The sequence below is a fragment of the Aneurinibacillus thermoaerophilus genome, assembly GCF_900099925.1.
Taxonomy (GTDB): domain Bacteria; phylum Bacillota; class Bacilli; order Aneurinibacillales; family Aneurinibacillaceae; genus Aneurinibacillus; species Aneurinibacillus thermoaerophilus.
In genome coordinates this window covers 86,595-100,867 of record NZ_FNDE01000006.1, presented here as the reverse complement: position 1 = coordinate 100,867, position 14,273 = coordinate 86,595, and the positions used below count along the sequence as shown (strand labels likewise).

Annotated in this window: 10 protein-coding genes and 1 pseudogene; 2 read left to right on the top strand and 9 right to left on the bottom strand. The window is 40.8% G+C overall.

Features of this window, described 5'->3' with window-relative positions:
• Nucleotides 1-19 precede the first annotated feature (19 nt).
• The 3 genes from aceB to BLR88_RS05335 form a co-directional block, all read right to left on the bottom strand.
• The gene (gene aceB, locus BLR88_RS05345; RefSeq protein ID WP_057897994.1) at nt 20-1,621 is read right to left on the bottom strand and encodes a malate synthase A; all 1,602 of its coding nucleotides are present in this window, start codon (nt 1,619-1,621) and stop codon (nt 20-22) included.
• A gap of 363 nt (nt 1,622-1,984) precedes the next feature.
• Nucleotides 1,985-2,782 (bottom strand): Dam family site-specific DNA-(adenine-N6)-methyltransferase, encoded by a 798-nt coding sequence (locus tag BLR88_RS05340; protein WP_236781964.1) that lies wholly within the window; start codon nt 2,780-2,782, stop codon nt 1,985-1,987.
• A 154-nt stretch (nt 2,783-2,936) separates the two neighbouring features.
• Nucleotides 2,937-4,088 (bottom strand): toxic anion resistance protein, encoded by a 1,152-nt coding sequence (locus tag BLR88_RS05335; protein WP_091260124.1) that lies wholly within the window; start codon nt 4,086-4,088, stop codon nt 2,937-2,939.
• A gap of 289 nt (nt 4,089-4,377) precedes the next feature.
• Between BLR88_RS05335 and BLR88_RS05330 the strand changes: the two genes are divergently transcribed.
• Nucleotides 4,378-5,562, top strand: a complete 1,185-nt coding sequence (locus BLR88_RS05330; protein WP_408863251.1) for a DUF1343 domain-containing protein — start codon at nt 4,378-4,380, stop codon at nt 5,560-5,562.
• Nucleotides 5,563-5,569: 7 nt separating this feature from the next.
• Here the strand turns inward: BLR88_RS05330 and BLR88_RS05325 are convergent.
• The 4 genes and pseudogenes from BLR88_RS05325 to BLR88_RS05310 all read right to left on the bottom strand — a co-directional run bounded on the left by BLR88_RS05325 (nt 5,570) and on the right by BLR88_RS05310 (nt 9,166).
• Nucleotides 5,570-6,088 (bottom strand): annotated as a pseudogene (locus tag BLR88_RS05325) (CocE/NonD family hydrolase).
• 92 nt (nt 6,089-6,180) lie between these two features.
• Nucleotides 6,181-7,656, bottom strand: a complete 1,476-nt coding sequence (locus tag BLR88_RS05320; RefSeq protein WP_091260122.1) for a sodium:solute symporter family protein — start codon at nt 7,654-7,656, stop codon at nt 6,181-6,183.
• Nucleotides 7,653-7,841, bottom strand: coding sequence for a DUF3311 domain-containing protein (locus BLR88_RS05315; protein WP_057897989.1), 189 nt, complete (start codon nt 7,839-7,841; stop codon nt 7,653-7,655). Before BLR88_RS05315 ends, BLR88_RS05320 begins: the two co-directional genes overlap by 4 nt.
• A gap of 239 nt (nt 7,842-8,080) precedes the next feature.
• Nucleotides 8,081-9,166: an aromatic ring-hydroxylating oxygenase subunit alpha gene (locus tag BLR88_RS05310; protein ID WP_057897988.1), complete on the bottom strand. Its 1,086-nt coding sequence runs from the start codon at nt 9,164-9,166 to the stop codon at nt 8,081-8,083.
• A 260-nt stretch (nt 9,167-9,426) separates the two neighbouring features.
• On the opposite strand from BLR88_RS05310, the gene BLR88_RS05305 reads away from it, so the two are divergent.
• Nucleotides 9,427-10,791 carry a sigma-54 interaction domain-containing protein gene (locus tag BLR88_RS05305; RefSeq protein WP_057897987.1) on the top strand — a complete coding sequence of 455 codons (1,365 nt, stop codon included), beginning with the start codon at nt 9,427-9,429 and terminating at the stop codon, nt 10,789-10,791.
• 129 nt (nt 10,792-10,920) lie between these two features.
• Here the strand turns inward: BLR88_RS05305 and BLR88_RS05300 are convergent, their stop codons facing one another.
• Together BLR88_RS05300 and BLR88_RS05295 are read right to left on the bottom strand one after the other, a co-directional pair.
• The gene (locus BLR88_RS05300; protein ID WP_302846658.1) at nt 10,921-12,030 is read right to left on the bottom strand and encodes a tartrate dehydrogenase; all 1,110 of its coding nucleotides are present in this window, start codon (nt 12,028-12,030) and stop codon (nt 10,921-10,923) included.
• A 70-nt stretch (nt 12,031-12,100) separates the two neighbouring features.
• Nucleotides 12,101-13,522, bottom strand: coding sequence for an aldehyde dehydrogenase family protein (locus tag BLR88_RS05295; RefSeq protein ID WP_236781963.1), 1,422 nt, complete (start codon nt 13,520-13,522; stop codon nt 12,101-12,103).
• Nucleotides 13,523-14,273 lie beyond the last annotated feature (751 nt).

Sequence of the window (14,273 nt, the reverse complement as noted above, 5' to 3'; positions counted from 1 at the left end):
TCTTCCACCCTTTCAAAAATTAATCAATATATTTATAACCAGGGAGAGTTAAGAAGTCTTCAAACTCATCGTCCAAGATAAGTTTGGAGAACAACTCACTCGCCAGCTGATATTTACCGGAATAATAACGATCTTCCCCGACAGTTTTTTCGATTTTTACTAATTCCTCAGCAAGCAGTTGCTTGAATAACTCAGTAGTAACCTTACGTCCGTCATCAAGGATTCCTTTTGGATGACGAATCCACTGCCATACCTGCGCCCGAGAAATTTCTGCCGTAGCCGCATCTTCCATAAGGTTAAAGATTGGAACAGCGCCAGAACCACGAAGCCAAGCTTCAATATATTGAATTCCTACACTAATATTGGTACGTAATCCTTCCTCTGTAATAGCTCCTTCAGGTACAGCAAGAAGATCCGCAGCCGTCACCTGTACATCCTCACGTTTTTTGTGAATTTGATTTGGTGTTGGCATTAATTCATCAAATACTTCCATTGCGACCGGAACCAATCCCGGATGAGCCACCCAAGTTCCATCATGACCATCTCTGGCTTCTCTTTCCTTATCCGCACGCACCTTGTTAAACGCTTCTTGGTTCGCTACCGGGTCGCCTTTAATTGGAATTTGGGCTGCCATACCACCGATTGCCGGAGCATTCCGTCGATGACAGGTTTTAATGGTCAATTGCGTATAGGCCCTCATAAACGGTACTGTCATGGTAACTGTTGCACGATCGGGCAGGATTACATGTTGTTGATTACGAAACTTCTTGATGTAGCTGAAGATATAGTCCCATCGACCACAGTTTAGTCCCGCTGAATGTTCACGTAATTCGTATAGAATTTCATCCATTTCGAATGTTGCTAAAATCGTTTCGATAAGAACGGTCGCTTTAATTGTTCCCTGCGGAATTCCCAGCTCCTTCTGCGCCAAAACAAACACATCATTCCAAAGTCTTGCCTCCAAATGGCTTTCCATCTTCGGAAGATAAAAGTATGGCCCTGTTCCATTCTTCAAAAGAGTGTGGACATTATGATAAAAGTAAAGACCGAAATCGAACAAACTGCCGGAAACAGGTTCCCCATCGACCAGTACGTGCTTTTCCTCCAGATGCCATCCACGCGGACGAACGATTAATGTTGCAATGTTTTCCTTTAATGCATATCGCTTGCCTTCAGGGCTTACAAACTCAATCGTTCTTCTAATCGCATCCCTCAAGTTAATTTGACCTTCAATCGTATTCCTCCAAGTTGGAGAATTAGCATCTTCAAAATCTGCCATAAATATCTTCGCACCCGAATTAAAGGCGTTGATTACCATCTTGCGATCCCCTGCCGGTCCGGTAATCTCTACCCTTCTGTCTTGCAGATCCCATGGAAGAGGCGCAATGGTCCACGAACCGTCACGAATATGTTTAGTCTCCGGTAAAAAATCCGGCATTTTCCCTGCATCAATTTCTTTCTGTCTTTCTTCACGTTTCCGGAGCAAAGAAATCCGTGTCTTATTGAACTCCCTTTGCAATTTAGCTACAAACCCCAGCGCTTCGGGTGTAAGAATCTCGGCATATCCTTCAGGTACCGCTCCAAGAACCTGAACGCCTATCGGGTAAGTTGTCGTACCCATAAATCAAAAACCTCCTATCCATGACTTTTTACTTGCAGGTTATATTATATAACAGTTTCCGATTTGTTATTTTTATTATATTACAGAGATTTTGTTTCGGCAATAATTTTTTATTTTTTTTAGAATCGAATGAAAATTAAAATCGCATTCGTTCAAAATCTCTATAATAAGTAAAAAGAGACATCATCATTCATCCTGTGTAAAAATAGATGTACTCCCAACCATTTTTACACAGAAAAGAATGTTAGATGTCTCATGCATATGGCATAGCATCACCAGAAAATTAACAACCTATTTCGTGCGTCGTGATGGCCGCTTCATTTCTCAAAAGCAGTGATGAGCTATTTGTTATACATTTACACATTAGAAAAGTGCAAGCACTTCTTTGGCTTTGTTTCTATTATTCCGATCACAACTTATATTGCGCTGAACTTCTAAGGTTCTAATTTGGGCAGAGGCATAGGCCTTCAAAGTAAAATCGGTCTCATGATTGGAAATAAGGACTGGAATGTTTCGGTCTGCCAGTTCTCTTGCGATGCGCGCCAGTTCGAGTTGCTGTTCCTTGCCAAAACCGCCTGCGCTGTAAGTTGTAAATAGCGCTGTTTCCGATAAAGGCACATATGGAGGATCGCAATATATAACATCGCCTTCTTGGGCGGTATACATTGTATCCGTAAAACCGGCGCAAACAAATGTAGCTCTCTTTGCCTTTTCATAAAAATAATGCATTTCCGCTTCCGGAAAATACGGCTTTTTATAACGTCCGAACGGAACATTGAACTTGCCGCTGGTATTATAGCGGCAAAGACCGTTATATCCGTGACGATTCAAATATACAAATAAAGCTGATTTTACCGTAATATCCTGTTCACTGTTAAATCGTTCCCGTAATATGTAATACATCTCTTCAGAATTATGTTCCGGCGTAAAAAACGACTTGCAGAACTGTATAAATGCCGGCCCTTTTTCCTGCAATGTCTTGTATAAATTGATTAAGTCCCGGTTTATATCTCCCAGTAGGTATTCATCATATTCTATATTTAAAAAAACTGCGCCGCTGCCAACAAACGGCTCAATCAGGCGCCGGGTTTTGGGAAGCAATTCTTTAATATGAGGGACCAGCTTATATTTTCCCCCTGCCCACTTCAAAAACGGCTTCAAAGGGGTTTCCTCCTTACCATTCTGATCAGAGAACAATCTGTATATGCAAAATAAGCAATCATGAAAATATGTAAGAAAAACCTGCAAGCATTGCCGCGCTTCCTTTACCATGAAAAAAGCCCCCTCTTGCATGATACGGGGGCCCCGTTCTTTGCTAGTAGTGGTTCTGGCGTTGCAACGCAAGCATAGTCAACTTGTCTTTCAGCTCTTGTTGCATCTTTTCGATCTCCGCTTCGGCCTGGCGGCGCTTCTCACGCCCCTGACGCTGAATATTCAGCGTTTCCTCCAGCGTTTCCAAAAGATTCGCCTGCGTTTTCTTCAACGTACTGATATCGACAATTCCTCGTTCATTTTCTTTGGCAATTCCGATAGCGTTCATTTTCAGGAGTTCCGAATTTTTCAGCAACAGCTCATTTGTGGTGTCAGCGACCTGTTTTTGCACCTCGAGCGCCTGTTTTTGTCTGTGCAATCCGATGGCAATAACCAGCTGGTTTTTCCAAAGCGGCACAGTTGTGAGAATAGAGGATTGAATCTTTTCCACCAATACCTGGTTATTGTTTTGTACCAGCCGAATTTGTGGCGCCGATTGGATGGTAACCATACGGGTCAATATAAGGTCATGGATTTTCTTCTCCAAACGGTTGATAAGTTGACCCATATCATTCAATTCCTGTACATCCGCCGGATCCTGGGACGCTTCAGCCTTCCGTTTCAACTCTGGCAGGACTTCGCGCTCAAGCTCCTGCAATTTCAACTGGCCTGCAGCAATATATAAATCCAGCTGACGTACAAATTCCCTGTTTTTTTCGTAAAGTGTGTCCAACAGAGAAATATCTTTCAACAATTGCGCATTCGCTTTATTCAATTGACGCGTAATCGTCTCTATCTGGCTGCCCAGCTTTTCATACTGAGCCACTAACTTTTTCCCGGAATTCACAAGGGAACCGAGCACCGGCATTTTAGAAAGAAATCCTCCTCTTCTGCCGGATAATGTATCGGTGTCTACCTCTTTAACCTTTAGCATTAATTCTGTTAGCGCTTGTCCTACTTCACCGCTGTCTTTGGCACGCACATGATCGAGAACAGTATCGGAAAAACGGGAAATTTCACTCTGCAATCCTACGCCATATTGTAATATAGACATACTATCTTTTACTTCAATCTGTTTCGCCAGTTCCTGTACTTTCTTCCGTTCTTCTTCCGACAAGGACGCAATGTCGAACTGCCCGTTTCTCAAGGTAGCAGCTTCTGTTAACGATAAAAAATCCGCATGCTGGCGATCATTTGTGTTCGATAAGTCATCCATCCCTATCACCTCCCAATATATAAGCCACAAAGGCATTTGTAATTATAAACGATACAACCATAAAAAAGTTCCCTTTACTATTCAATTATAGCGTATACATACAATAAAAAAACGATAGAAATCATGGATTCCTTTATTCAATGCCAATGGCAAACATATTGCCAAAGAAACTATTTTCTTCCTTGTGCGTCTATATAATTGAACATGTTCTTCACTTCCTATTATAGTCGTGATGTAAAATTATAAAAAAACTTTCACTAAAAAACAAGATAACAAGGGAGAGGAAAAAGTGAAAAAAGCATTATCGCTTATGCTAGGACTTCTTCTCGTTTTCGGTGTGTTTGCACCATCGGGTGAAGCGAGAAGGAGCGATTTCAAACTTGGGAATGAGGTATTCCTAGAAAAATATGCTTATCTTATCAATGGAAAGCGGGTCGGACTTGTTACGAACCAGACCGGGGTCAACAGCCAAGGAAAAAGCACGATTTCCGTGTTAGCTGAATATCCGCATGCTACATTAACGGCGCTCTACGGTCCTGAACACGGTATTGACGGCAAAGCGAAAGCCGGAGCTTACGTAGAGTCGTCGATGCACCCAACCTTAAAAATCCCGATTTACAGCCTCTACGGCAAAACGAGGATGCCAACCGCTAAAATGCTGGAAAATATCGACGTGCTTGTTTTTGATATACAAGATATCGGTGCGCGCTCCTATACATACATATCTACCTTAAATTACTGTATGAAAGCTGCCAAACAGAATAACAAAACGATAGTTGTGTTGGACAGACCCAATCCGCTCGGCGGAACTATTGTGGAAGGCCCGGTGCTTGAAGATAAATATAAATCATTCGTCGGTGTTGATAATCTGCCAATGACCCATGGCATGACAATCGGAGAGTTGGCTCTGTTTTTTAACCGCAACATCGGCGCCGATCTTCATGTAGTGCCGATGGAAGGCTACACACGCGATATGATTTTCCAGGACACAGGGCTGCGCTGGGTACAAAGCTCTCCGCTGATTCCGGATTTGCAGTCTGTATTCGGTTACGCAGCTACCGGATTGGGAGAAGGGACAGGCATTTTCCAGGCAGATGCGTTCAAGTGGATTGGCGGCAAAGGAATTGACTCGAAAAAATATGCCGCTCTGCTAAACAAAGCCGGCCTGCCTGGTGTCACTTTCATTCCAGAGAAACGCGGCTCCGCGGGCGGAGTACGTTTGAAAATTACCAATTACCACGCGTTTAATCCGGCCAAAACAGGAATTTACGCGCTGGCGTATGCCCACTCGCTCAATAAATTCAAAGTACCGAAAAGCGGAAAAACGATTGTAATGTTCGATAAAATCATGGGTACCGATAAGATCGGCAAATATCTTTCTCAAGGATTAAGCCCGCAGCAAATTGAAGCAAACTATGCACCGCAATTGAATAAATTCAAACAAGAACGCAAACAATATTTAATTTATAATTAAAAACCACTCAAAACATTTTTTGAGTGGTCAGCTTGCAGACAAACTCCCTCGTTGCCACTAATAGGAGAGGGGGTCTATCTGCAAGCTGACCCTGCCTTCTAACAGGCAGGGTTGATTTTAAGGCACCGTTTTGATAAAAACTTCCATTCCTCTGATCGTTCAATGTCATACACGGAAAAATCGCATACAAATGCGGCGGGCGTTCAGCAGCTGCCAGCAATTGTGTGAATCCATAGTAAGATAGACCAAACATTCCGACTTTTCCAGAAGAATAAGGCAATGATGCAGCCTATTCTACCGTATCATAACCATCTTCTGCTTCATATGTGAATGGATGAAATTCCCCTTCGGAATGATAACGGCCCCGAACATCCTGGATGATGACAACATAGCCATTGCTGACAAGGCGGTTTGTATCAAGGTAACGATGTGAATAAAAGGGCAAATCTTTGCCATAAGGAAGTCGTGTCAATAATACAGGAAATTTCCCTTGCTGATTGGGTCGATAAATATTGGCATACAACACCGTCCCGTCTCACATCGTACATGGAACATTTTTTTCTAACAAGATTTGTGTTATTTCCAAACCATTCACCCCCTTTGTTTTTCGTATCGTTATTATTCAAAAGTAACTCTTTTCTCAATATATGCTCTCACCCTTGCTTTACTAGTAACAACGCTAACTAGTAACATAACTACTGTATTAATCGTAATCGCTACTATACCAATATCAAGATCCTTTATAAACTGTGGGAAATTAGGAAACAAGGTACCCATAGTCATGTCGGTAATTGTTACATAAGCAACCGTAGCTACACCAGCTATTATCCCGGCAGAAGCACCTAGTTTGGTAACAGGGTTTTTCTTCCATAAACTAAAGAATAAAGCTGGAAATAATTGTAACACAAAACTATAAGCCATTATTAGCAATGCAATCATGGTGTTTCCACCATAAAAAGTAAAAAATAAAGAGATTAGTGCAACGATAGGTACAAAAATACGAGTTAATCGTGCAAGTTGTTCATTGGTTGTATTCGGTTTTATCGCTTTATAAATATTTTTTGACAGAATCGTAGACGCTGTTAGCAGTAACATGGAACAGGGCATAAGCGCCGCCAACAATCCCGCAGCTCCTATGACACCCACAAACCATGGGTCAAATGTTGCTTTTGCTATTTTAAATAAAGCTAAATCTGTATCTGCCCCTTTTAAATTCGGTATTTGTAAAAGAGCAGTGAATCCGATAAATAGTATGAATACCAAAATAATTTGGTAAATTGGTAAAATGGCTGCATTCTTACGCAATGTCCCTTCATCCTTTGATGATAAACTTGCACCAAAGCAATGCGGCCACATATACTGTCCCAAAGCAATGATTAAACATGTAGAAATGTACCAGGATATGCTAAGTCCTTCGTTAGGTAGTAATAAAAATCCCGGCTTTGTAGCATCTAATGTTTCAAACATAGGTTTTATGCCACCATAATAGTGATAGGGTAGATAAATACCTAAAAATAGGATAACGACTAGCATAAGAATGTCTTTTAAAACTGATGTCCATGCTGAGCCATGAATCCCAGACACATAAACAAATATAGTAACAGCAATCATACCTATCCATACTGCTAAATTCGGTGAAATTCTTCCATAAGAAGCTTCTGATACAATGATTTGAAATCCCTTTAACTGTAGAACGATATAAGGGATCATAGACACGACACCAACTGTTGCTACCAATAACCCTAGTGCCTTACTATTATATTTCTTCGCAAAAAAATCAGATTGAGTAAGTAAATTATGTTTTTTTGCATAACGCCAAATAGGAGGTAAAATCCAGTACGGTACAATATAGGTTAGAGCACAAAATATATAAATAGCAGGGCCCCCCATTCTATATGCGCCTCCGCTTGCCCCTAGAAACACAAATGTCGAAAACATTTCTCCTGCCATTAGTACAAACATGATTAATGAACCGAAATTACGATTAGCAACTGCCCACTGTTCTAGTTGCATTTCTTGCCCTTTACGAGCGCGAATACCTAAATAGAAGGCAACTAAAAAAGTGACTATTATGATTAATATTGCGCTATTCATTTATTTACCTCCTTTTTGTCATGGATCATGCTACTAATATATAAACATACTGAAGTTAAAATGAGCCAAGCGGTTGCCCAAAAGACAATAAAGGGTAAACCAAGTATATAAGGTTCTACACGGTTTATTACCGTTAATGAACCAATAGCAGGTATAAGACTCAGTAACCAAATTAAAATTTTCATTACTGCATTCCTCCTTTTAAAAAATATCAATCGTGTTCTGAAATGCTTTTACAAATGCAGGCTAATTAAGTAACTACATTTCCTATCTTTTGTATAAATTATTTTAAATTATCAATCTTTTGAATGTAATAATATATCAATTTTTAAAACGAACCAAATAGTGTTAATAGCTCAAAGAGAATACTAGCCTTTCCGCTGCAAATATTTTGCCATTTGAAAGGCTAGTATGCATCGTTATCTTACTCTTCTTCTATCTCAATCACTTCACGAATCATATCATGAAACTGTACGACCCCGTTTTCTGTAGGTGAAAAAATACCTTTTTTAAAGGCTCGAGAGCGGAAACCAATTTGCTCCAACTCGACTAATTCCACATCTTCATCCCGCACTTGTTCCATAAATTTGATTAAATCAAGCTCTTCCTGTGTCAAATTTTCATCTCGGAAGAAATACGTATACACACCTAATGTTGTTTCATGATCAATCGGAATCATTTGGATAAGCGACATATTTCCCGGGCCTGGATAAATTGTAACCATCAGGTTCGGCCAGAGCCAATAAAAACGGCCCCCTTGCATTTCCGCTTTATCCAGTTCTACGCTTCCCACCTGTTTGTTCCGCTTTACAGTCGTACCTTGAATCGAATAATTCTCGCAAGGGATAATCTTGTAATTATTCATATCTAACGTAGCAACCAGAGCCGGATGGGAAATCGGACAATGATCACATTCCAGATAATTGTCAATGAATGCTTTCCAGTTCGCCTTAATGACTCGTGTTTTTTGTCTTACCTTTTTCAATTCTCTAATGAATTCAAATCTATTTAGATCTTCAAAAAAATCACCGTAGCTTTCAGCAAGTGGTTTAGCGCTTTCATCAAGATTCACAAAAATCAAGGAGGCTTCCGTTTCTACCCGAACTGAGCGAAGACAGGCGCTTCCTGAACAAAAATCAGGGACATCCTTAAAGTTCGGCGCTTTATGCAAAGAACCATCCAAATTAAAAGTCCATCCATGATAACCACATTGCAGAACCTTCCTATTCCCTTCTTCCTTTTTCTCTAATTTGGTTGCACGATGTGGACAAACATTATAAAACGCTCTTATTTCTTCGTCTTTCCCACGCACAACGATAATAGGCTCGCCGGCTACCTCACATGTGAAATAGTCACCCTGATTTGCTAACTGGCTAATGTGTCCTACAAATTGCCAACTTTTCGCAAAAATCTTCTCTTGTTCTACCCTTAATACATTCGGGTCGGTATAAAGATAATACGGAATCGTTTGTTTGGGTTTGGATACAACCTTCTGTTCTTTTACTTCCATGACTGAAAACTCCCTTCTCACACTTTTGTTTAAAAATTCGGAGAAAATTGCACAAGTTGTTGCTTTCTTTAACTATTTTTTAAAGCAATATTAATGCCAATAAAAATTCCGCTATTCCCAACACAAATAACTCTATTTTTTCTTTTTTTAACTATAAAAATGAGTTATAATTAACTCAATAGAGTGAATTTATACTCAATTTATTAAATTCGGAATGTTTATACAAAAAATGGAATTAGAGTAAGGCGTGGTGATTATACATGCAAAGAACTGCGGAAAACAATAAACAAATAGAAATCAGTGCCGAAACTCTTATGAACATTCTCGATCATTCATCGGATGAAATTTTTGTGTTAGACAAAGAGGGTCGTATCATCTATGTCAATAAAGTTTGTGAGCGGCATTACGGCTTGAAGCCAAGCGAAGTCATCGGAAAAACGAATGATGAGTTCGTTTCGAAAGGATACTGGTCACCTTCGATCGTTCCTTTCGTTTTAACATCGAAAAAACCAATCACCATTAAGCAGACAACATATATAGGGGGAGAACTCATTACAACAGCCATTCCGATTTTGAACAAAGATAATGAAATCGAATTGATCGTTACGACCTCTCAGGAGCAAAACTACAAAAAGCTCCAAATGCCAGATACTCACGAAAAGAATGATTCCGAAACAGAGTATCCATCTTCAAAAAATCTCATCACAAACAATAAAGAGATGAAAAAACTTATTGCCTTTTGCGAAAAGGTAGCAAAAGTGGATACAACCCTTTTAATTCAGGGGGAATCTGGCACCGGAAAAAGCGTGCTAGCAAAATATATCCACCAGATGAGTACACGAAAAAACGGCCCTTTCTTATCTCTTAACTGCGCGGCCATTCCAGAAGAACTGCTCGAATCGGAACTATTCGGCTATGTCCATGGAGCATTTACCGGAGCAAGCAAAGGAGGAAAAATGGGACTCCTGGAAGCGGCGAACGGCGGTACAGTTTTCCTGGATGAAATCGGAGAAATCTCACCAAAAATGCAGGCTAAACTGCTACAAGTGATTCAGGAACGCCAATTCTTTCCTGTCGGAGGGCGGGAAGCAAAAAAATTGGATATCCGTATTATTACGGCAACAAACCAAAATTTATACGAAATGGTGCAGGAAAAACGCTTCAGAGAAGATCTTTATTATCGGCTCAATGTCATCGAAATCAAATTGCCACCTTTACGAGAGAGAGTAGAAGATATTATTCCTTTAACATATTACTTCCTTAACAAGTTCAATAAAAAATATGAAGTATATCGGCTCATTTCACAAAAAGCGCTCGATATTATATTCAGTTACGATTGGCCCGGCAACGTCCGGCAACTAGAAAATGTCATCGAGAGACTGGTCGTCACAACTGACTCCATAATTGAAGTAGAGGACTTGCCAGACACGATTGTACAAAGTGCAAAACCGAAATCATATTTTACATCTTCCGCTTCGTTGGATGAGGCTATAGAAGAACTTGAAAAAAACATGGTTATCAACTCATACCAAAAAAACAAAAGTTCCCGAAAAGTCGCCAAAGATTTGCAAATTAGCCAAACGAGGGCATGCAAGCTGATCAGAAAATATTGCCGAACCTCATAAACACAAAAAGGATAAACATGCAACCAATCCTTGTGGCGATATTTACGTATAAATCAAACCATATTCTACACAGCAAAAATGAAAGCCCCCTATTCGATAGGGGACTTCCAACCATATCATATCGCCATATTATTGTTGAGAGAACAAGGGACGTTCAAGCTGTTCATCATGCAACATGGAAGAGAGAATTTCTACTATTCTGTCCCCTACTTCCGAAGTAGAAGACGTGCCGTTCATATCCGGGGTGAGAACTTCTTTTTCTTGCAATATTTTTTCGATAGCTTGTATCACAGTGTCTGCCAATGCTTCGTATCCCAAAAATTCAAGCATTTGGCTCGCAGACCATATCGCCGCAAGGGGATTGGCAATGCCCTGGCCTGCAATATCCGGCGCAGATCCATGAATCGGTTCAAACATTGAAGGATACGTTCGCTCTGGATTGATGTTCGCTCCGGCAGCCAATCCTATTCCTCCGGCAATCGCAGCCCCTAAATCCGTTAATATATCGCCAAATAAGTTCGAAGAGACGACGACTTGAAAGCGTTCCGGCTGTTTCACCATAAACATGCTGGCCGCGTCCACGAGATACGAGCGTGTTTCAACATCCGGATACTCCTGACTTATCTCATCAAAAATTTGATCCCAGAATACCATGGAGTAATTTAACGCATTTCCTTTGCTTATGCTTGTTAACGATTTGCCCATTTTCCGTGCCGTCTCAAAAGCATATCGAATAATTCTCTCCGTCCCTTTGCGAGAAAAAACGCCCGTTTGTAGCACAACTTCTTCAGGTTTCCCTTTAAACAACCAATCCCCGGCACCGGCATATTCCCCTTCGCTGTTTTCGCGGATAAATAGCATATCAATCTCTTCTTTTCTAACATCCTTTAACGGACAAGGCGCTCCTTGTAATAATTTAATGGGACGAATGTTCACATATTGATCAAATTCTTTACGAATCTTTAACAACAAATCCCATAATGAAACGTGATCCGGAACGCCCGGATAGCCGACAGCTCCAAGATAAATGGCATCAAACGCTTTTAATTGCTCAATCCCATCATCATCCATCATTTTTCCATGCTTTAGGTAGTATTCACATCCCCATGGGAAATACGTAAAGTCAAAACAGAAATCTCCGCTACATTCAGCCACTTTGTTTAATACCTTCACACCTTCACCAATAACTTCCGGCCCGATTCCATCACCTGCAATGACTGCAATTTTAAATGTTTTCACCAATCTACTCCTCCTATGCTCTAGTTTTATCTTTGAAGAAGGAAAATTCCTGTTCCCAGATCACTTGACACTAATTTCGGTTCCAGACAATAAGTTTTAGTTCTGTCATTTCCTCAATAGCAAACTTGACCCCTTCACGCCCCATGCCGCTTTCTTTCACACCACCGTAAGGCATATGATCGACACGGAATGTCGGAATATCATTCAGCATAACCCCGCCTACATGCAATTTCTCAGCTGCATCCAGCGCAGTACGCACGTTTTCCGTATAGATTCCGGCCTGTAGACCAAAACGAGAATCATTCACAAATTCAATGGCTTCTTCAACAGACTTCACTTTATTAATCAACACGATCGGGGCAAACACTTCCTGACAGGAAACTTTCAGGCACGCGTCCGCTTCCAGAATGACGGTCGGATACAAAACATTCCCTTCCGCTTTTCCACCTATCGCTACTTTTGCCCCTCCTTGTTTTGCTTCTTCAATCCAATCAAGCGTACGCTGTACATCCTGGAAAGAAATCAACGCAGATATATCGGTGGCTGGGTCGAGTGGATCGCCTATCTTTAATAGCTTCGTCGCCTCCACAAACTTTTCAACAAAAGCCTCGTATATCTCTTCATGGGCATATACTCGCTGCAAGGAAATGCATACTTGTCCCTGGAAAGAAAAAGCACCGGTAACACAACGAGAAATAATACGGTCAATATCAACGCCCTTATCGATAATAACAGCAGCATTCGAGCCGAGTTCTAACGCAACCCGCTTTAATCCTGCTTTATTGCGTATGCTAATCCCAACGCCAGGACTGCCGGTGAATGTAATCATATTCACTCTCGGATCAGTAACAATTTTCTCCCCTACGTCTTTTCCGCTTCCGGTCACTACATTTAACACTCCTGCAGGCAACCCCGCTTCTTCAAATAATTCAGCCAAAAACAAAGAAGATAATGGAGTTTGTAAAGCAGGCTTCAGCACAACGGTATTTCCCGCTGCAATTGCCGGACCTACTTTATGAGCGACAAGGTTCATCGGAAAATTAAATGGTGTAATCGCTCCAATCACACCGACAGGTTCCCGAACCGTATACGCGACTCTTCCTTCCCCGCCTGGCGCAGCATCAAGTGGAATTGTTTCACCGTGTATTCTTTTTGCTTCCTCAGCAGAAAACTTGTACGTTTCAATCGTACGCGCTACTTCCGCCCGTGCCAATGCAATCGGCTTGGCCGCTTCAACTGCAATGATTTTCGCCGCTTCTTCCATGCGCTCTTGGAGAAGAAAAACCAGTTTCTCCAAAATACTTGCCCGCTTGTGCGCAGGCATCTTTGCCAATACATCTTTGGCCTGACAGGCTGATTCAATGGCGTGTTCAACTTCTTTTTCTGTAGCCATAGGAATGTAAGCAAGCAGCTCGCCTGAATAAGGCGAATAAAGCGGATGATATTCCTTCGATTCGATCCATTCTCCATTGATAAACAATCTTTTTTGCATACTCCCATCCTCTCTTCCTTTGAACATCATCAAGGTGACAAAACATTCATGCATGGATAAGTATAAAAATTTTTACACTATTTTTATAATTGCAAAAGGAATGCCAAGCGAATTTTTCTGATGTTTAACCATATTTTCATTCTCTTGATTTTGTCACTGCGAGTTCATACTAACTCATTTCGAATTGCTATCAACTCAAAACAACCTCAGTATTTATCGGGGTACCGCCACATGCCCATCAAGTTAACGGGATAAAAACCCAAGAGAACGATAAAACTCTATCATTTTATTGCTTGGAAGAATTTTAGGAAATGCGGACAGGAATCCGCTGCCTTTTTAGAGGAGAGGGGAATGTCAATTATTATATCGTCTGGTCTGTAAAATATCGAAGAAAAGTGCTTATGCTATCTGAAAAACCTTTTTTATGTGAAGAGTATAAGACTGTTCATTCGCAAGTCTTACAAAACGTAGTCGAACGTCTGGATAAAGCGTATCAAGCCTTTTTCAGACGTTTGAAGCATTGACAGGAATAAATTTCCTTCCACAATTATACTAAAACAAAAGTCAAAGAAAGTAAAAGTCGAAAATTGAAAGCCTCCTGTTTTCTCAGAAGGCTTTATTGTCTTCCTAAATAAAAATTTATCCTTTCATTTTCCAGAATAAATCTTACCTTAAAGTCCCAGTTTCTGATTCCAAAAACAGTATTAGCATGGGTTATACGTCAAAATGTTGGCGGTACCCCTTCTAGGCA

Coding starts and splice junctions, on each gene's coding strand:
- BLR88_RS05320 (WP_091260122.1), bottom strand. CDS start 7,656: ATGAATAGCGCAATATTAATCATAATAGTCACTTTTTTAGTTGCCTTC.
- BLR88_RS05305 (WP_057897987.1), top strand. CDS start 9,427: ATGCAAAGAACTGCGGAAAACAATAAACAAATAGAAATCAGTGCCGAA.
- aceB (WP_057897994.1), bottom strand. CDS start 1,621: ATGGGTACGACAACTTACCCGATAGGCGTTCAGGTTCTTGGAGCGGTA.
- BLR88_RS05295 (WP_236781963.1), bottom strand. CDS start 13,522: ATGCAAAAAAGATTGTTTATCAATGGAGAATGGATCGAATCGAAGGAA.
- BLR88_RS05315 (WP_057897989.1), bottom strand. CDS start 7,841: ATGAAAATTTTAATTTGGTTACTGAGTCTTATACCTGCTATTGGTTCA.
- BLR88_RS05310 (WP_057897988.1), bottom strand. CDS start 9,166: ATGGAAGTAAAAGAACAGAAGGTTGTATCCAAACCCAAACAAACGATT.
- BLR88_RS05335 (WP_091260124.1), bottom strand. CDS start 4,088: ATGGATGACTTATCGAACACAAATGATCGCCAGCATGCGGATTTTTTA.